Source organism: Pseudomonas cyclaminis (genome assembly GCF_015163715.1).
In the GTDB taxonomy this organism is placed as follows: Bacteria; Pseudomonadota; Gammaproteobacteria; order Pseudomonadales; family Pseudomonadaceae; genus Aquipseudomonas; species Aquipseudomonas cyclaminis.
In genome coordinates this window covers 1-17,603 of the sequence record NZ_JADDUM010000197.1, presented here as the reverse complement: position 1 = coordinate 17,603, position 17,603 = coordinate 1, and the positions used below count along the sequence as shown (strand labels likewise).

Below are 17,603 nucleotides of genomic sequence, written 5' to 3'. Positions count from 1 at the left end.
CCTCGGTGAGATTATCCGGCCACTACGGTAGGACGCTTTGAGCCCACACGCAATGACCTCAGGCAGCGTCCAGTCGCCAGCCATCCGGGGTCCAGCGCAACCGGTGTGTCGGCCGGATCGCCTGCACAAACGCCGCATCATGGGACACCACCACCATCGCTCCGCCAAACCCTTGCAGCGCCTGCTCGAAAGCCGCCACTGATTCCAGGTCGAGGTGATTGCTGGGTTCGTCGAGCAGCAACAGTTGCGCCGGCACATGGCGCCACAGGGCGATTGCCATGGCGGCTTTCAAGCGTTCGCCGCCGCTGAGTTGCGCGACCGGTTGGATCACGCGCAGCGCGTCCAGTTGCAGCAAGGCCAGGCGTGTGCGCAGCTCGGCTTCGGTCAGCGGCGTACCCAGCAGGTTGAGCTGCTCGATGATCGAGCGATGATTGTCCAGCAAGCCCAGATGCTGATCGATATAGGCACTGGGCACATGCACGCTGCATTCCCCCGTGACCGCTTGCCATTGGCCAGCCAAGACTTTGAGCAGCGTGGACTTGCCGCAACCGTTCGGCCCATGCACGGCGACGCGTACCGGGCCCGTGAGGTGGAGGTTGACGCAACTCGCGGGCAGCCACGGCAGTTGAGCATCGACTAAGGTCGCGACGGTGCGCCCGCTGGGCACGACCGATGCAGGTAACGTCAACAAAATCGTCGACTCATCCTGCACCCGCTCGTAGGCCAGGCGCACCTGGCTGTCCAGATGCTCCTTGCTGTGCCGATGAGCGCTGCGCACGGTGCTGACGATGTGAGTAGCGGCGCTTTTCCAGCGCGCCTTGGTGAAACGGTCGACGTTGGCGGTTTGCGCCTGTTTGCGAGAATGGGCGGCATTGCGTTGCAGGCTGTCGTGGTCCTTTTGCAGGCGCTTGCGTTCGCGACTGCGCTCCAGGCGTGCGTGCTCCAATGCGGCGACAGAGGCCTGCTGTTGGGCCTCACGCTGCACGCGATAGGCGTCGTAGTTGCCGCCATACACACGCAAGCCAAGGGGCGACAGCTCAATGATGCGCTCCATGCGGTTGAGCAACTGTCGATCATGACTTACTACCACCAGGCCGCCAGGCCGATCAGCCAGAACCCGCAGCAGCCAGGTACGGCCCGCGCTGTCGAGGTGGTTGGTAGGCTCATCAAGCACCAGCAGCTGCGGCGCAGACAGCAGCGCACCGATGATCGCAACCCGGGCCAGTTGTCCGCCGCTGAGTTGCCCGGCAGGCGTGTCGGCACTCAGCTGGGACAATCGCGCGGCATCCAGAGCGCTGCGCAAACGGTCGGCGAGGTCCCAGCGTTCATTGATCGTCGCCAGGTCATCCACACTGGCGGTGCCTCTGGCCATGCGATCCAGTGCCGCCAAGGTGTCAGCGGTTCCTGTGAGGCTGGCGACCGTATCGCTCGGCTCGACCACCACGGTCTGGGGCACAAACGCCACGCTCGCCCGGCGATCCAGCGTGCCGCAGGAGGGTGACAACTCGCCGGCGATCAACCTTGCGAGGATACTTTTGCCACAGCCATTGCGCCCCACAATGCCGGTGGGCGCAGGGTCGATGGACAGGGTGAGGTCTTCCAGCAGGGTTTCGCCATTGGCGAACTGGAAGCACAGGTGTTGCAGGGAAACCAACGCGGGCAGCCGGGTGACGTGAGTCATCAGCACCTCCAAAGCAATGTCGAACAGGCCAACAAGCACGCCAGGCGGCTCGTTGCAGGTACATTCTGGAAGGCTTAGTGGTTCACGTCGGCGGTCATCCCATGGGGCAGAAAGGAGGTAAAGCCTAACTCGCCTCGGCGAGCTGTTCAAGGAACATGGCCAGGGCGACTTCCTCCGCCTTGAGCCCTTTGCGCACCCGCGGCTTGGGCAATCTGGACAGCTCGCCCAGGCTGAAATGCTCCAATACCGCCGGGTGGATGTAGCATTTTCGGCACACCGCTGGTGTATTCCCCAACTGCCGGGCGACGTCCTTGACCATCGCCACCACATGCCGTTTGGCGTCGGATTCCGGCTGCCATTCCAATTCGCGCAACACCGCCAGCGCCAGGGCGGTGCCGGCCCAGGTGCGATAGTCCTTGGCGGTGAAATCGGCGCCGGTGAGGCTGTGCAAGTAGGCGTTTACATCATGGGAACTGACGGTGTGTCGTTCGCCGTCTGCGTCCAGGTACTGGAACAGGTCCTGCCCCGGCAATTCCATGCAGCGCTTGACCACGTTGGCCAGGCGCCGGTCCTTGACGCTGACCTGATGCTCCACGCCACTTTTGCCGCGAAACTGGAACTGAATCTCGCTGCCGTTGATGTCCACATGGCGGTTGCGCAGTGTGGTCAAGCCGTAGGATTTGTTGTCGCGGGCATACTGGGTGTTGCCGACGCGGATCAAGGTAGCGTCCAGCAGCATTACCACGGTGGCCAGGACTTTTTCGCGGGTAAAGCCAGGCTCGGCCAGTTGGGCCTCCAACTGCTTGCGCAACTTGGGCAGTGCGCTACCGAACGCCTGTAGGCGTGAGTATTTGTCGGTGTCACGGACTTCGCGCCAGCGCGGGTGGTAGCGATACTGCTTGCGCCCACGGGCGTCGCGCCCAGTGGCTTGCAGATGGCCACGCGGGTCGGCGCAGATCCACACGTCGGTGTAGGCGGGCGGGACGGCGAGGGCGTTGATACGCTTGATTTCCTCGTCGTCGTCAAGGCGCTCACCCTTGGCATTGAAGTACTGGAACTTGCCGCGCACCCGCTTGCGGCGAATGCCGGGTTGGGTGTCGTCCACATAATGCAGGTCGCGGGGCAGGTCGGCGGGGATCGCGGAGTCGGGCATGGCGGGTTCCTTGGCAACAAATCAGGCCGGTATGTCTGATTGACCGCAGCGCTGTGCGGTCGTGCCAAATGCTTACGCCAGCACCGCGACCGCCTTGATCTGTGCCCACAGCGTCTGGCCCGGATGCAGTTGCAACTGGTCGCGGGAGAAGCGCGTGATGCGCGCCAGCAATGGCGTGCCGTCGGCTTCCAGGCGCACCAATACATGGGCGCTGTTGTCAGCGGGGGTTTCCTGGATCACCGTTACTGGCAACCGGTTGAGGATGCTGCTCGGTTCCGACCCTTGCAGGCTGAGGCTCACGTCCCGTGCCTGCACCTTGACCCGCAGCGCTTTGCCCACGGCCAACGGTGCATGGGCCACGCGCATGGACAAGGCGCTGCCCGGCAGGTGCAGGCTCAGCAACTGGTAATCCGCGTCGTAGGCACTGACCGTGCCATTGATCACCACGCCGGCATCGTCGCCCCGTGCCAGCGGCAGGTCGAGCCGCGCCAGGGTTGCGCCGATCGGTCCGCTGGCGAGGGCCTTGCCGTCACTGAGCAGGACGATATGGTCGGCCAGGCGTGCGACTTCATCCTGGGCGTGGCTGACGTACAGCACTGGAATATCCAGCTCATCGTGCAGGCGTTCCAGGTACGGCAGGATTTCGTTTTTGCGCTGGCTGTCGAGGGCGGCCAACGGTTCATCCATCAACAGCAGTTTCGGGCTGGTGAGCAAGGCACGGGCGATGCCGATGCGCTGGCGCTCACCGCCGGACAAATGCAGAGGGTTGCGTTCCAGCAGGTGACCGATCCCCAATAGCGCCGTGGCCTGGGCCATATCCACCCGGCGCTGCTGGCGTGGAATGCGCTTGAGGCCGAACTCCAGGTTGGCCCGCACCGACAAATGCGCGAACAGGCTGGCTTCCTGGAAGACGTAACCCAACGCACGTTTATGGGGCGGTACGAACAACCCGCTGCGGCTGTCTTGCCACACGTCATCGTTGACCTGGATGAAACCATTTTCGGCGCGCTCAAGCCCCGCGATGCAGCGCAGGCAGGTTGTCTTGCCTGAGCCTGAATGCCCGTACAGCGCGGTCACGCCACGGCCTGGCAGATGCAGGTCCACGTCCAGCGCAAACCCGGAATAACGGAGTTGCAGGCGTACATCAATCATCGACATCAGCTCCAGCCCATCTTGGTTTTACGGCTGGAGTACAGCGCCAGCAACACGAGGAACGCAAATACCACCATGGCGCCGGCCAGCCAATGGGCCTGGGCGTATTCCATGGCTTCGACATGGTCGTAGATCTGCACCGAGACCACACGGGTCTTGTCCGGGATATTGCCGCCGATCATCAGCACCACGCCGAACTCACCGACGGTGTGGGCAAATCCGAGGATCGAGGCGGTGATAAAACCTGGACGCGCCAGGGGCAGGATCACCGTAAAAAAAGTGTCCCAGGGATTGGCGCGCAGGGTCGCGGCCACTTCCAGTGGGCGAGTGCCGATGGCGGAAAAGGCGTTTTGCAACGGCTGCACCACAAACGGCATGGAATAGATCACCGAACCAATCACGAGCCCGGCGAAGCTGAAGGTGAGGGTGCCCAGGCCCAGCCATTGGGTGAACTGGCCGAAGTAGCCATTTGGCCCCATGGTCAACAGCAGGTAGAAACCGATCACCGTAGGAGGCAGCACCAACGGCAGGGCCACAATGGCGCCAATCGGGCCGCGCCACCACGATTGGGTGCGCGACAGCCACAAGGCAATCGGCGTGCCGATGACCAGCAGGATCACGGTGGTCAGTGACGCCAGCTTGATGGTCAACCAGATAGCGGAAAAATCGGCACTCGATAGGGGCATTTACTTGGCCAGCTCGTAACCGTAGGACTTGATAACGGCAGCGGCTTTTGGCCCTTTGAGGTACTCGACCAGCGCTTTGGCAGCAGCGCTGTCTTTGCCTTTGTTCAGGATTACCGCGTCCTGTTTGATCGGATCGTGCATGGACGCCGGAACGATCCACGCCGAACCGCTGGTGACTTTGCCGTCTTTATAGATCTGCGACAAGGCGACAAAACCCAACTCGGCGTTGCCGGTGGATACAAACTGGAAGGCCTGGGTGATGTTCTGGCCTTCGACGAGCTTGTCCTTGACCTTCTCGGTCAGGCCTTCTTTCGCCAGTACTTGGGTGGCGGCCAGGCCGTAGGGCGCGGCTTTCGGGTTGGCGATGGACAGGTGCTTGAAGTCGTTGTTCTTCAACACGTCGCCTTTGGCGTCTACATAGCCTTCTTTGGCCGACCACAGTGCGAGGGTGCCCACGGCGTAGGTGAAGCGCGAGCCTTTGACGGTATCGCCTTCGCTTTCGAGTTTTTGCGGGGTGGTGTCGTCGGCGCTCAGGAACACTTCGAACGGCGCGCCGTTCTTGATCTGCGTGTAGAACTGGCCGGTGGCGCCGTAGGCCGCCACCAGTTTGTGGCCGGTGTCTTTTTCAAAGTCGGCAGCAATGGCCTGGATCGGTGCGGTGAAGTTGGCGGCGACGGCCACCTGCACTTCATCGGCGTGGGCCGAGCCGAAAGCGAACGCAGCGACCAGCACGGCCAGGCGTGAGGCGTGAATCATCATGGAGCAGCTCCTTGGGATGTACGGCTTGTTATAGGTAGAAGCGTCAACCGCTATGTATGGGAATATATAGCGGTTAGCCATCGCCGGTACAGCGCAAAGTTGCCCCAGACGGCTGGACTATTTGAGTTTGGCCAGCGCGTGTTCCGCCAGCTCGCGGGTCAGGTCATAGGTGGTTGCGTCTTTGCCAAGGCGCAGTGCCTGGCCCGACCAGAGATTGCTGAAACCGGCTTCATCCCTGGCTTTGAGGGGCATCAGTGCGCCGCCAGCCCGCGGAAACGCGGGAGCTGTCGGGTTGATTGCACCCAGTTCACGCATCACACGGTTGACGATACCCCGCGCCGGGCGGCCGGTGAACAGGTTGGTCAGCGCGGTTTCGCTGGCCTGGGCATGGCGCAGTGCATGGTGATGGGACGCGCTGACCGTTGCTTCGGGGGTGAATAGATACGCGGTGCCGATCTGTACCGCGCTAGCGCCCAGGGCAAATGCCGCGACAATACCCCGTGCATCGCCGATACCACCGGCGGCAATCACTGGCACGTTCACGGCGTCGACAACCTGGGGTAGCAGGGCGAACAGGCCGATCTGGGTGTTGAGGTCGTCGCTGAGGAACAAGCCCCGATGACCGCCGGCTTCACTGCCCATGGCGATGATTGCGTCGCAGCCGTGCTGTTCCAGCCAGACGGCCTCTTCCACGGTGGTGGCCGACGACAGCACCTTGGCGCCAGTGGCTTTTACCCGATCCAACAAGGATTTTTCCGGCAGGCCGAAGTGAAAACTGACGACTTCGGGCCGGAATTCTTCCACCACCAGGCAGGCGGCGTCATTGAACGGTGCGCGGTCACTGACCGGGGTAGGCGCATCAAAGTCTGCGCCCAGCTCGCGATAGTAAGGCTCCAGCAAAGCCTTCCAATGGCGATCCCGTGCGACGTCCACTTCGGGCGGTTGGTGGCAGAAGAAGTTGACGTTGATGGGGCGCGTGCTGGCCTGGCGGATGGTGGCAAGGGCTTCGCGCAGTTGCTCGATGCTCAGTGTCGCAGCAGGCATCGAACCGAGTGCTCCGGCCTCGCAGGCCGCGATGACCATGGCAGTGGAGGTGGCGCCGGCCATAGGCGCTTGGATGATGGGCAGGTCGATGCCCAATAGGTCGAGAATGCGCGTGTCTGGCCAGGTGCTCATAGGATGCGTCTCCAGCGATTGTCGGACTTTTCGCTGTTTTAGCAGGGCGTCTGCCATCCAGCCAGTCTGTTTTATTCACTGGACGACGCAGGGGTTTCGTGCGGGCTCAGTGGTCGCGTTCGCGGTCAAGCAATTGCCGCTTGCGCTCGACGCCCCAGCGATAGCCCGACAAATCACCATTGCTGCGTACCACGCGGTGACAGGGAATCGCCACCGCCAGGCTGTTGGCGCCGCAGGCCTGGGCGACGGCCCGGAACGACTTGGGCGCGCCAATGCGCTCGGCAATCTGCCCATAGCTGGCGGTGTCGCCCACTGGAATGTCGCGCAAAGCCTGCCAGACCCGTTGCTGGAACGCGGTGCCGCGCAAGTCCAGCGGCAAATCCAGCCCCAGAGCGGGTGCCTCGATGAAGCCCACGACATGGGCGACCAATTGCTCAAACTCGTGATCGGCGCCCACCAGGTCAGCCTTGGGAAACTGATCCTGCAGGTCACGCACCAGTTGCTCCGGCTCATCCCCCAGCAGGATCGCGCACACGCCACGCGTGCTCTGGGCCACCAGGATCGCCCCCAAAGAGCATTCGCCGACGGCAAACAGGATTGCGCTGTTGGTGCCACCGGCCTTGTAGTCACTGGGTTTCATCCCCAGCAACTGGTTGGCCGATTCATAAAAACGGCTGTTGGAGTTGAAGCCGGCGTCGTACAGGGCATCCGTCACCGTCTGCGTACCCTTGAGCCCGGCGCGCATTTTTTGCGAGCGATGGGCGCTGGCGTAGCCTTTGGGCGTCAGGCCAGTGACGGCTTTGAAGATCCGGTGGAAATGGAAAGGGCTCAGCCCGGCGAGTGTGGCGAGGGTGTTGAGGCTGGGCGGAGTAGCCGCCTGCTCGATATGCCGGCAGGCGTCAGCCACCCGTTGGGCGTCCTGCGCGGCGCGTTGTGTCTGGTCGCCGGCGGCACGTTTGCTGGGACGATAACCGGCGGCTTCGGCCTGCGCCGGTGTGTCGAAGAATTCGATATTTTCCGGGCGCGGCAAGCGCGAAGCGCTGCTGGGACGGCAATACACCCCGGTGGTTTTCACACCGTACACGAACAGTGTGTCGGCTTTGGAGTCGCGGGCGAGAATCGCCGCCCAGCGCGGATCTTGTTCAGTAGTCATGTTCGGCACTCTTGACGGATCCTGGGCAGGTTAGCCGCGCCTCACCGGCCAGGCACTCCGAAGCTTGCGCTCGAATTAGCCGGCGGTACGAAAAGTCAGGTTGATGCGTTGTGGACCCATGACCGGGTGCACGCCTTCCTTGATCGGCATCACGCCGTGGAAACGCAGGCGATCAACGCCGCCCCAGACAACCACGTCGCCATGGAACAGCGAGACCTTTTGGGTCTTGTCACTGCGCTGGTGACCACCGAACAGGAAAATCGCCGGCAACCCGAGCGAAACCGAGACCACGGGCGCGCTGTACTGGCGTTCATTCTTGTCTTGATGCAGGGACATTTTGGCGCCGGGTACGTAGCGGTTGATCAGGCAGGCATCGGGGGCGAAGTCGATAAAGCCGGCGTCGGCCGCGGCCAGTACGGCAAGTTGGCGCAATGCATCGGGCAGGGCCGGCCAGGGTTGCTGACTGCGCGGATCCAGCGGGCTGTAGCGGTAGCCGCGGGTGTCGGTGGTCCAGCCCAGCGCGCCGCAACTGCTCAATGCCGCCGACATCGTAAAGCCGCCTGGGGTGACCATTTGCCGAAACGGGGATTGAGCCAGCACGCGCCGCAGTTCTGGCAGAAGCCGCTCAATCCAGGGCAGGGCGAAGCCCCTTAACACGTAGGACTGTTCACCAATTTGCTCACGCCGAGCAGGTTGTTGCAGGGCGTCATCGGCGAACAGGTCGACAGTGGGGCCGGGCATGAGCTTACAGCGCCTTGCTCACGTTGATGTCGGTGATCACATCAGCGGCATCATGGATTTTCTCCAAGGCTTTCTGGGCCTCTTCCACACTGTTGGTCGTCAACTGGGCGAACTCGAAGCGGCGTTCGCCGTTGAGCTTGTACTTGATTACGTATTTGGTGGTGGTCACGGCGATTTCCTGTGGCGTGTTCGGATCAGCTCAGCTTGGTGCTGGTACGACGTACGATGCGAATCTTGTGGGACAACGCGGGTTTGCGCGTAACGCTGATGGCGCGGCGGGTCACTACATCCAGGGTGATGTTCCAGAACCCGGTGCTGGGGGCAGTGATCTTGGCCGGAAACTTGTCAAACGCGCCACCATGGTAAGTGTGGCGGCCGCCATTTTTAAAGCTGCGAAAATTCGCATCGCTCATCAGGCGGATATTGCAAGTCTGCGAGCATTCGATGACGACGATATCTCCCTCGTTGAGGTGCTCGCGCTGGTGAATGAATTTCATGAGGTGTCTCCAGAAGGGCTTTTTCTGAAAAATCAGAACGATACGTAGGTTAAGATGGAGTTTATCAGCCCCAGCGCGTTTATTATCGGCCCGTATTCAAAGGCGTCGACAATTTAAAACAGTTATTTACCGAGTTATCAGGGATAAATCCTACGTGGGCGGGAGAAAATTACCATCCCGACTGTCGTAGGATCTTTAAGTGGAGATTTTGTATGAAGTGGAGTGTGTTGGTTCTGGCCTTGGCGATAGGTGGGTGTGCTTCGGTTGCAGATATCAAGCAGACCCCACCGACGCTGGCGGTCATTTCTGGTAAAAAGCCCCAGGAATACGCGGCGTGTGTGGTGCAGAAACTGTCGGCTACCCGCCGTCCGCCGCAGATCGAACCGCATAAGGACGGTGGAGTGCAAGTGATTGTGCCGCAGAAGTTCTCGGCCGATCCTTCGGCGATTTTCGAAATTGATGAGCGCTCCAGCGGAAGCAGCATCAAGCTCTACGAGAGCATGTCCAACGTGCCGATCCGTCCGGGGGATGTCAAAAAGGCCGGGGAAGAATGCATTTCCGGGTGATGCCGTTGTGGAAAACCAGACATGAAGCGTGAACACGTCAAAGCCCGGCAGGCCGAGGGGCAAATCTCGGCGACCCATATCATCCAGAACCCTGCCGACCTGGGCGAGTGGATCGTCTTCTTCAAGAAAAGCGGTGGGCGCAGCTTTTTCCTGGTCGACGATCAGGACGAGGTTGAATCCTTCGCACGGCTGGATGAACTGACCGAGATCCTTCGGGAGCTGGGCATCAAGTTTGCCGAGATCCACTTGTAGTCTGCGGTTACTTGCAGACTACCACCACACTGCGGTTTTTGAAGTTGCCGACGTCCTGGCCCAAGGTCTTGTCGCTTTCTTTCAGTGATGGCGTGCCTTCTGTGCCGACGATGCGATAGCCGGTGCCGGCGCAGGAAGCATCGGCTTTTTCGTAGCAACTGGCCCAGGAGTTGGCTTCGCCTGAGCAGTCGATGGTCAGGCCCTGCTCGCCGTTTTTGAGGTAGACATCAGAAGTGGTGGTGCAACCGGCAAGTGCCAGTACCGCAGTCAGTGCCAGAAGTTTGTTCATAGTGTTCGTCGTCGAGGGTGTGGGAGGGGCGCTGACACTGTCGTGGGGCGTTTTCGGCAGATTATAGCGAACTGCCATCTAGGTACAGACAAACACAAAAAAGCCCCGTAAATCGGGGCTTTTTGCGCAGGGCCTGCAGACTTACTTGGTCTTCGGCCTTTTGCTCGACGCGTGGCCCGCTTCATCCACAAACACTTCGGCTACGGCAATCGCCATGCTTTCGGTCTCGAAAACACCCGCGACGCTGTCCCCGTGGAAGTTGATCAAATGCCAGCCGTCTGCTCGCTTGGTAATCAGGTAGCCGTTCACGCCTTTGGGTTCTGACATCTATTAACAATCTCGTGGTCTGGTTCAAGGGCACCATGATAGCGCCAAATGTCGCGCAGCCGCGCAAGTAATTCCAAGTGAGTGTGCCTGGCCGAAAAGCGTGCTAAAAGGGTTTCAGCCCTTTTAAACATAGGGGCAAAGGTGTTTTTTGTCGTGTCGGTGTGCAGGTTCTTCGTAAGATAAGTGGAACTTACGCCGACATTTTTTCTCTATGTTGACATCGCAACGCCAGCAGGACCCATTGTAAGGTGACTGCGGCGTGATTAGACTGCGCCGAATTCCGTACGCACAGCCCTTTGTAAGGACTTATATGATCAAGAAATGCTTGTTCCCAGCAGCCGGTTACGGCACTCGCTTCTTGCCAGCGACCAAGGCCATGCCTAAAGAGATGCTGCCGGTGGTAAACAAGCCACTGATTCAGTACGGCGTCGAAGAGGCATTGGATGCCGGTCTGAACGAAATCTCCATCGTCACCGGTCGCGGTAAGCGCGCACTGGAAGACCACTTCGACATCAGCTATGAGCTGGAAAACCAAATCAAGGGCACCGACAAGGAAAAATACCTGGTCGGTATCCGCAAGTTGCTGGACGAGTGCTCCTTCTCCTACACCCGTCAGACCCAGATGAAAGGCCTCGGCCACGCCATCCTGACAGGTCGCCCACTGATCGGTGACGAACCGTTCGCCGTAGTCCTCGCGGATGACCTGTGTGTGAACCTGGAAGGCGACGGCGTATTGACCCAGATGGTCAAGCTGTACCAGAAATACCGTTGCACCATCGTTGCGGTTCAAGAAGTAGACCCTCAAGAAACCAACAAGTACGGCGTGATCGCCGGCGACGACATTGGTGATGGCCTGATCCGCGTACGCGACATGGTTGAGAAACCAGCGCCTGAAGATGCACCGTCGAACCTGGCGATCATCGGTCGTTACATCCTGACTCCGGATATCTTCAAGCTGATCGAAGAAACCGAGCCAGGCAAGGGTGGCGAAATCCAGATCACCGACGCCCTGCTGAAGCAGGCCAAAGACGGCTGCGTGATCGCGTACAAGTTCAAGGGTCGTCGTTTTGACTGCGGTGGCGCCGAAGGCTACATCGAAGCAACCAACTTCTGCTACGAGCACTTCTACAAGACTGGCAAGGCTTACTGATTCACGCTTGCTCGCTGCTAAAAAGCCACCCTAGGGTGGCTTTTTCGTTTTTCGGTCCCATGTAAGTCGGTATGCTGATGTCCTGCCGAGGAGAGTGAAATGGCCTACGATTTTGATCTGTATGTAATTGGCGCCGGTTCCGGTGGTGTTCGTGCGGCGCGCTTTGCTGCGGGCTTTGGCGCCAAGGTGGCCGTGGCGGAAAGCCGCTACCTGGGTGGCACTTGCGTTAACGTGGGCTGCGTGCCGAAGAAGCTGTTGGTGTACGGCGCGCACTTTGCCGAAGATTTCGAGCAGGCCAGTGGCTTTGGCTGGTCCCTTGGGGAAGCGAATTTTGATTGGGCAACGCTGATCGCCAATAAGGATCGCGAAATCAATCGCCTCAATGGCATCTACCGTAACCTGCTGGTCAACAGCGGCGTAACCCTGCATGAGGGGCATGCGCGTCTGGTTGATCCGCATCAGGTGGAAATCAATGGCGAGCGTTTCACCGCCAGGCACATTCTGATCGCAACCGGTGGCTGGCCGCAGATTCCTGAGATTCCGGGGCGTGAACATGCCATTGGCTCCAACGAGGCGTTCTTCCTTAAAGAGCTGCCCAAGCGTGTGCTGGTGGTCGGTGGTGGTTATATCGCCGTTGAGTTCGCAGGTATTTTCCATGGCTTGGGCGCTCAAACGTCGCTGCTGTATCGCGGCGATCTCTTCCTGCGCGGCTTTGATGGTGCGGTGCGCAAACACTTGCAGGAAGAGCTGACCAAGCGCGGCCTGGACCTGCAATTCAATGCCGATATCGAACGTATTGAAAAACAAGCCGACGGTAGCCTCAAGGCCACCCTGAAAGACGGTCGTGTGCTGGAAACCGATTGTGTGTTCTATGCCACGGGGCGGCGTCCGATGCTGGATAACCTGGGGCTGGAAAACACGGGCGTCACATTGGATGAGCGTGGCTTTGTGCAGGTCAATGACCTTTACGAAACCACCGAGGCGTCGATCCTGGCCATTGGTGATGTGATCGGTCGCGTGCAGTTGACGCCCGTGGCGCTGGCCGAAGGCATGGCTGTGGCGCGTCGCCTGTTCAAGCCTGAGCAGTATCGCCCGGTAGATTACGCAATGATCCCGACAGCGGTATTCAGCTTGCCGAACATCGGCACTGTCGGCTTGACGGAAGAAGAGGCGAAAAAGAGCGGCCATAACGTGCAGATCTTCGAAAGCCGTTTCCGACCGATGAAGTTGACCCTGACAGATTGCCAGGAGAAAACCCTGATGAAGTTGGTGGTCGATGCCGACACCGACAAGGTGCTGGGTTGCCATATGGTCGGGCCGGACGCGGGTGAAATCGTCCAGGGCCTCGCGATCGCGCTCAAGGCGGGCGCCACCAAGCGTCACTTCGATGAAACCATCGGCGTGCACCCTACGGCGGCGGAAGAGTTCGTCACCATGCGCACGCCTGTGGCGGACTGATCAGTCCTCTGGCGTTGCCTCTGGCGCCGCTGCAACGGCGGCTGCCAGGCGCAATGCCTCGATACTGGCCTGGGCCTTGATCAGGTCCAGTTCCAGGGTTTTGTTGGTGTGCTGGTGTTCGGTCAGTGCTTCCTGGCGTGACTGGCTCTCCAGCACCGCCACCCGCAGACGCTCCTGAAGCAGAGTGCGCTCGCTGTCGATCTGGCTTATCTGTTCGCTCAGCTTCAATTGCTGGGCCTGGTCCTTGCGGATTTGCTCCTGCAGCGTCGTCAGCTCCTTTGCCGTCACCCGGTGCTCGATCAGTAAGCGCTCGTTATCGCGATGCAGTTGGGTGATCTCATCCTGGCGCACCATTGCGCTTTGCTGGGCCTGACGCAGTTCTGCCTGTACCTGCTGCAACTGGCCTTCATGACGGCGCTGTTCCTGCTCGCGCTGCTCCTTGATCGCATTGCGGTAATGCTCCAGCGCGTCGCGGGCGTGCAGGTGCTTTTCTTCCAGGGAGCGAATCTGCTCGTCCTTGTCGTTGATCCTCAGCTCGTAATCACTGCACGCCTGGCTTAGTCCGGCATTACGGGTCTGCTCGGTCTGCAGGCTGGTGGTGGCCGTTTGCAGTGCGGCGCTTTCTTCCGCCAGCGCGGCCGCCTGGATAGCGAATTGCTGTGTGAGTTGGCCGTGGGCTTCTTCAAGGGCTTCGACCTGGGCGAGCAGGGCGGATTTCTGTTGTTCGAACTGCGCCTGGGCCAGGTCAATCGGCTCTTGGGCCTTCTCTTTCAAGCGCTGAGCCAGTCGCGAAACCAGTTCGCCCAGCTCGTCGTCAATTGGCGCTTCGGTGATGGTGATGCGGGTTTCGCTGTCATCCAGCTCCTTCAGATAGCGGTGGATCGTGGTTTTCGAGCCGGTATTGCCCATTTCGATGCGTACGGCGTCGATGCTGGGGTTTTCGCCGCGGGCAAGGATCGCCAGGCGTGCCGTTTGAACTACTGCTTTGTTAATGCCACCGCGAGCCATGGGGTCTCCGTCGATTTGGTACTGTGGTACGTGGTATGTATTTACGTACTGTAACATGAATATAATCTTGTTAAAAATCATGATTTAACAGATGGGATATTGGCGTATTATCCCGTGTCATGCGCATTTGACGCGCTGAAACACCCGTCAGCAGTACGAATAGGCCTCCCATGAGCGATCTGGATCGTTATCTCAACGCCGCCACCCGCGATAACACGCGCCGCAGCTACCGCGCCGCGATCGAGCACTTCGAAGTCAGTTGGGGCGGGTTTCTGCCGGCCACCAGCGACAGCGTGGCGCGCTACCTGGTGGCCCATGCGGGCGTGCTTGCGATTAACACCCTGAAGCTGCGGCTCTCGGCGCTGGCGCAATGGCACACCAGCCAGGGCTTTCCCGACCCGACCAAAGCGCCGGTGGTGCGCAAAGTGCTCAAGGGGATTCGCGCCGTGCATCCGGCACAGGAGAAGCAGGCCGAGCCGTTGCAGCTCAAACATCTGGAGCAGGTGGTCGCTTCGCTTGAAGCTGAAGCTCAAGAGGCGACCCTCACGTGCGATCAGCCGCGCCTGCTGCGCGCCAGGCGCGACACCGCGTTGATCCTGCTCGGCTTCTGGCGTGGCTTTCGCAGCGATGAGTTGTGTCGACTGAGTATCGAGCACGTTCAGGCCACGCCCGGAACCGGCATCAGTCTGTATCTTGCGCGCAGCAAAAGTGACCGCGACAACCTTGGCAAGACTTATCACACGCCCGCGCTGCTGCGCCTGTGTCCGGTGCAGGCCTACAGTGAGTGGCTCAGCGCATCGGCCCTGGTGCGCGGCCCGGTGTTCCGGGGCATCGACCGCTGGGGCAATCTGGGCGAGGAGGGCTTGCACCCCAACAGTGTGATCCCGTTATTGCGCCAGGCGCTGGAGCGGGCGGGCATCCCCGCCGAGCAGTACACCAGCCACTCCTTGCGCCGAGGCTTTGCTACCTGGGCCCATCGCAGCGGCTGGGATTTGAAGTCGTTGATGAGTTACGTCGGCTGGAGCGACATGAAATCCGCCATGCGCTATGTTGAAGCGACGCCCTTTCTTGGCATGACCTTGGCCTCTCAACCGCTGCTTTAAGATTTCTTCTATTAATACAGTCACCTGATAGGGAAAACCAATCGTCAGCATCAGGTTTGCCAATGAGCCATCGCCAGAAAGAGTGGGTAGGATTCACCTCATCAACTTCTTAACCCCTGACGGAGAGTCAACGATGCCTATCATCAACAGCCAAGTAAAACCGTTCAAAGCGACCGCGTTCAAAAACGGCAACTTCGTAGACGTGTCGGATGCTGACCTGAAAGGTAAGTGGTCGGTCTTCTTCTTCTACCCAGCCGACTTCACCTTCGTTTGCCCAACCGAACTGGAAGACCTGGCTGACAATCACGCCGAATTCCAGAAACTGGGCGTCGAAATCTACAGCGTTTCCACCGACACCCACTTTGCCCACGCTGCCTGGCACAACACCTCGCCAGCTATCGGCAAGATCCAATACACCATGATCGGCGACCCAACCCTGACCATTTCCCGCAACTTCGACGTGCTGATCGAAGAAGCTGGCCTGGCAGACCGCGGTACTTTCGTGATCAACCCAGAAGGTCAGATCAAGATCGTTGAACTGAACGACGGCGGTGTTGGCCGTGACGCTTCCGAGCTGCTGCGCAAAATCAAGGCCGCCCAGTACGTCGCTGCCCACCCAGGCGAAGTGTGCCCAGCCAAGTGGAAAGAAGGCGAGGCCACCCTGGCTCCGTCCCTGGACCTGGTCGGCAAGATCTAAGTCTGTGAAGCATCAAGGGCGGGATTCCGCACCTACCCAGTAAGCTGCAACCGCCCTCAAAAACGCCCGGGCGAGATTCGCTCGGGCGTTTTTTTATACCCAGAATTAAAGGAAATCGCCCGTATGTTGGACGCCAATCTTAAAGCTCAGTTGAAGTCATACCTGGAACGGGTCACCCAGCCGATCGAGATCGTCGCCTCCCTCGATGACGGCGCGAAATCCCAGGAAATGCTCGCCCTTTTGCAGGACGTCACCAGCCTCACCACGCTGATCACCCTGAAAAGCGATGGTGATGACGCGCGCAAGCCGTCGTTCTCCATCAACCGCCCGGGTGCCGATATCAGCCTGCGTTTCGCCGGCATCCCCATGGGCCATGAATTCACTTCGCTGGTGCTGGCCCTGCTGCAAGTCGGTGGCCACCCGTCGAAGGCCAGTGTCGAAGTGATTGAACAGATCCGTGCCCTTAAAGGCGAGTTCAGCTTCGAGACTTACTTCTCACTGTCATGCCAGAACTGCCCGGATGTGGTCCAGGCCCTGAACTTGATGGCCGTGCTCAACCCGAACATCCGTCACGTCGCCATCGACGGCGCGCTGTTCCAGGCTGAAGTCGATGAACGCCAGATCATGGCGGTGCCGAGCGTCTACTTGAATGGCGTGAACTTCGGTCAGGGCCGCATGGGCCTGGAAGAAATCCTCGCCAAGCTCGACACCAGCGGCATTGAAAAAGCTGCGGAAAAAATCAGCGCCAAAGACGCCTTTGATGTACTCGTGGTCGGCGGTGGCCCAGCCGGTTCTGCGGCCGCGATCTACGCAGCGCGTAAAGGCATTCGCACCGGTGTTGCCGCCGAGCGTTTTGGTGGCCAGGTGCTGGACACCATGTCCATCGAGAACTTCATCTCGGTACAGGAAACCGAAGGGCCGAAACTGGCCAGTGCGCTGGAAGCTCATGTGCGTCAGTACGACGTGGACATCATGAACTTGCAGCGCGCCAGCAGCCTGATCCCGGCAAAGAACCCCGGTGATCTGCACGAAATTCGTTTTGAAAGCGGTGCGACCCTCAAGTCCAAGACCGTGATCCTGGCCACCGGCGCCCGCTGGCGTGAAATGGGGGTGCCGGGCGAGCAGGAATACAAGGCCAAGGGCGTGTGCTTCTGCCCACACTGCGACGGTCCGCTGTTCAAGGGCAAGCGCGTGGCAGTGATCGGTGGCGGTAACTCCGGCGTGGAAGCGGCCATCGATTTGGCCGGTATCGTCAGCCACGTCACCTTGCTGGAATTCGACAGCAAGCTGCGTGCTGATGCGGTGCTGCAGCGCAAGCTGTACAGCCTGCCAAACGTTGACGTCATCACCAGTGCGCTGACCAGTGAAGTCAAAGGCGATGGCCAGAAAGTCACCGGCTTGGCGTACAAGGATCGTGACAGCGGCGAGTTCAAGACCATCGACCTGGAAGGGATCTTCGTACAGATCGGTTTGCTGCCTAACACCGACTGGCTCAAAGGCACCGTAGAGCTGACCCCGCGTGGCGAAATCATCGTTGATGCCCGTGGTGAGACTTCACTGCCAGGCGTGTTTGCCGCCGGTGACGTGACGACCGTGCCGTACAAGCAGATCGTGATTGCGGTAGGCGAGGGCGCCAAGGCTTCCTTGAGTGCTTTTGATCACCTGATCCGCACCTCCGCGCCAGCGTAAATAGGCAGGCGCATATGAAAAACCCCATGAGTGATCATGGGGTTTTTTCGTTACAGCGGCGTCGGC

At 59.9% G+C, this 17,603-nt stretch carries 20 protein-coding genes; 7 read left to right on the top strand and 13 right to left on the bottom strand.

The genetic code is table 11. The annotated features are described in order from the left end of the window. Positions 1-58: 58 nt before the first annotated feature. The 10 genes from IQK56_RS22895 to IQK56_RS22850 form a co-directional block, all read right to left on the bottom strand. On the bottom strand, positions 59-1,681 hold the full coding sequence (locus IQK56_RS22895; protein ID WP_193863122.1) for an ABC-F family ATP-binding cassette domain-containing protein: 1,623 nt from the start codon (positions 1,679-1,681) through the stop codon (positions 59-61). A gap of 124 nt (positions 1,682-1,805) precedes the next feature. After that, complete coding sequence (locus IQK56_RS22890; protein ID WP_099583045.1) at positions 1,806-2,834, bottom strand: DNA topoisomerase IB; 1,029 nt, start codon at positions 2,832-2,834, stop codon at positions 1,806-1,808. Positions 2,835-2,906: 72 nt separating this feature from the next. Beyond that, positions 2,907-3,986: a molybdenum ABC transporter ATP-binding protein gene (modC, locus tag IQK56_RS22885; protein ID WP_193863124.1), complete on the bottom strand. Its 1,080-nt coding sequence runs from the start codon at positions 3,984-3,986 to the stop codon at positions 2,907-2,909. Positions 3,987-3,991: 5 nt separating this feature from the next. Then, positions 3,992-4,672 (bottom strand): molybdate ABC transporter permease subunit, encoded by a 681-nt coding sequence (modB, locus tag IQK56_RS22880; RefSeq protein ID WP_150675117.1) that lies wholly within the window; start codon positions 4,670-4,672, stop codon positions 3,992-3,994. Continuing rightward, positions 4,673-5,431: a molybdate ABC transporter substrate-binding protein gene (gene modA / locus IQK56_RS22875; RefSeq protein ID WP_150760032.1), complete on the bottom strand. Its 759-nt coding sequence runs from the start codon at positions 5,429-5,431 to the stop codon at positions 4,673-4,675. 117 nt (positions 5,432-5,548) lie between these two features. After that, complete coding sequence (locus IQK56_RS22870) at positions 5,549-6,607, bottom strand: NAD(P)H-dependent flavin oxidoreductase (protein ID WP_193863126.1); 1,059 nt, start codon at positions 6,605-6,607, stop codon at positions 5,549-5,551. A gap of 106 nt (positions 6,608-6,713) precedes the next feature. Further along, positions 6,714-7,760 (bottom strand): bifunctional DNA-binding transcriptional regulator/O6-methylguanine-DNA methyltransferase Ada, encoded by a 1,047-nt coding sequence (gene ada, locus IQK56_RS22865; protein ID WP_150760031.1) that lies wholly within the window; start codon positions 7,758-7,760, stop codon positions 6,714-6,716. 75 nt (positions 7,761-7,835) lie between these two features. Continuing rightward, positions 7,836-8,501, bottom strand: coding sequence for a DNA oxidative demethylase AlkB (gene alkB, locus IQK56_RS22860; protein WP_122307175.1), 666 nt, complete (start codon positions 8,499-8,501; stop codon positions 7,836-7,838). Positions 8,502-8,505: 4 nt separating this feature from the next. Continuing rightward, the gene (locus tag IQK56_RS22855) at positions 8,506-8,670 is read right to left on the bottom strand and encodes a hypothetical protein (protein WP_183140505.1); all 165 of its coding nucleotides are present in this window, start codon (positions 8,668-8,670) and stop codon (positions 8,506-8,508) included. A 25-nt stretch (positions 8,671-8,695) separates the two neighbouring features. Then, positions 8,696-8,998, bottom strand: a complete 303-nt coding sequence (locus IQK56_RS22850) for a DUF1883 domain-containing protein (RefSeq protein ID WP_003173824.1) — start codon at positions 8,996-8,998, stop codon at positions 8,696-8,698. Positions 8,999-9,210: 212 nt separating this feature from the next. Between IQK56_RS22850 and IQK56_RS22845 the strand changes: the two genes are divergently transcribed. Together IQK56_RS22845 and IQK56_RS22840 are read left to right on the top strand one after the other, a co-directional pair. After that, positions 9,211-9,564 (top strand): hypothetical protein, encoded by a 354-nt coding sequence (locus tag IQK56_RS22845; RefSeq protein WP_012724161.1) that lies wholly within the window; start codon positions 9,211-9,213, stop codon positions 9,562-9,564. 21 nt (positions 9,565-9,585) lie between these two features. Then, complete coding sequence (locus tag IQK56_RS22840; protein WP_112195335.1) at positions 9,586-9,816, top strand: hypothetical protein; 231 nt, start codon at positions 9,586-9,588, stop codon at positions 9,814-9,816. 7 nt (positions 9,817-9,823) lie between these two features. Here IQK56_RS22840 and IQK56_RS22835 read toward each other — a convergent pair whose 3' ends face one another. Continuing rightward, positions 9,824-10,105 carry a hypothetical protein gene (locus IQK56_RS22835; protein WP_032885705.1) on the bottom strand — a complete coding sequence of 94 codons (282 nt, stop codon included), beginning with the start codon at positions 10,103-10,105 and terminating at the stop codon, positions 9,824-9,826. Positions 10,106-10,246: 141 nt separating this feature from the next. Continuing rightward, positions 10,247-10,432 carry a hypothetical protein gene (locus IQK56_RS22830; protein WP_003191311.1) on the bottom strand — a complete coding sequence of 62 codons (186 nt, stop codon included), beginning with the start codon at positions 10,430-10,432 and terminating at the stop codon, positions 10,247-10,249. A gap of 310 nt (positions 10,433-10,742) precedes the next feature. Here IQK56_RS22830 and galU point away from each other — a divergent pair, with 310 nt between their 5' ends. Next, positions 10,743-11,582, top strand: a complete 840-nt coding sequence (gene galU / locus IQK56_RS22825) for a UTP--glucose-1-phosphate uridylyltransferase GalU (protein WP_003212579.1) — start codon at positions 10,743-10,745, stop codon at positions 11,580-11,582. Between the two features lie 99 nt (positions 11,583-11,681). Beyond that, on the top strand, positions 11,682-13,040 hold the full coding sequence (gorA, locus tag IQK56_RS22820; RefSeq protein WP_193901840.1) for a glutathione-disulfide reductase: 1,359 nt from the start codon (positions 11,682-11,684) through the stop codon (positions 13,038-13,040). Here the strand turns inward: gorA and IQK56_RS22815 are convergent, their stop codons facing one another. Next, a complete protein-coding gene (locus IQK56_RS22815; RefSeq protein WP_193863128.1) occupies positions 13,041-14,048 on the bottom strand; it encodes a DNA-binding protein in 1,008 nt (335 codons plus the stop codon). A 170-nt stretch (positions 14,049-14,218) separates the two neighbouring features. On the opposite strand from IQK56_RS22815, the gene IQK56_RS22810 reads away from it, so the two are divergent. From IQK56_RS22810 to ahpF, 3 genes are all read left to right on the top strand, one after another. Further along, complete coding sequence (locus IQK56_RS22810) at positions 14,219-15,151, top strand: site-specific integrase (RefSeq protein ID WP_122308487.1); 933 nt, start codon at positions 14,219-14,221, stop codon at positions 15,149-15,151. Between the two features lie 133 nt (positions 15,152-15,284). Further along, positions 15,285-15,848 (top strand): alkyl hydroperoxide reductase subunit C, encoded by a 564-nt coding sequence (ahpC, locus tag IQK56_RS22805; RefSeq protein WP_032885701.1) that lies wholly within the window; start codon positions 15,285-15,287, stop codon positions 15,846-15,848. Positions 15,849-15,971: 123 nt separating this feature from the next. After that, on the top strand, positions 15,972-17,537 hold the full coding sequence (ahpF, locus tag IQK56_RS22800; RefSeq protein ID WP_193863130.1) for an alkyl hydroperoxide reductase subunit F: 1,566 nt from the start codon (positions 15,972-15,974) through the stop codon (positions 17,535-17,537). Positions 17,538-17,603 lie beyond the last annotated feature (66 nt).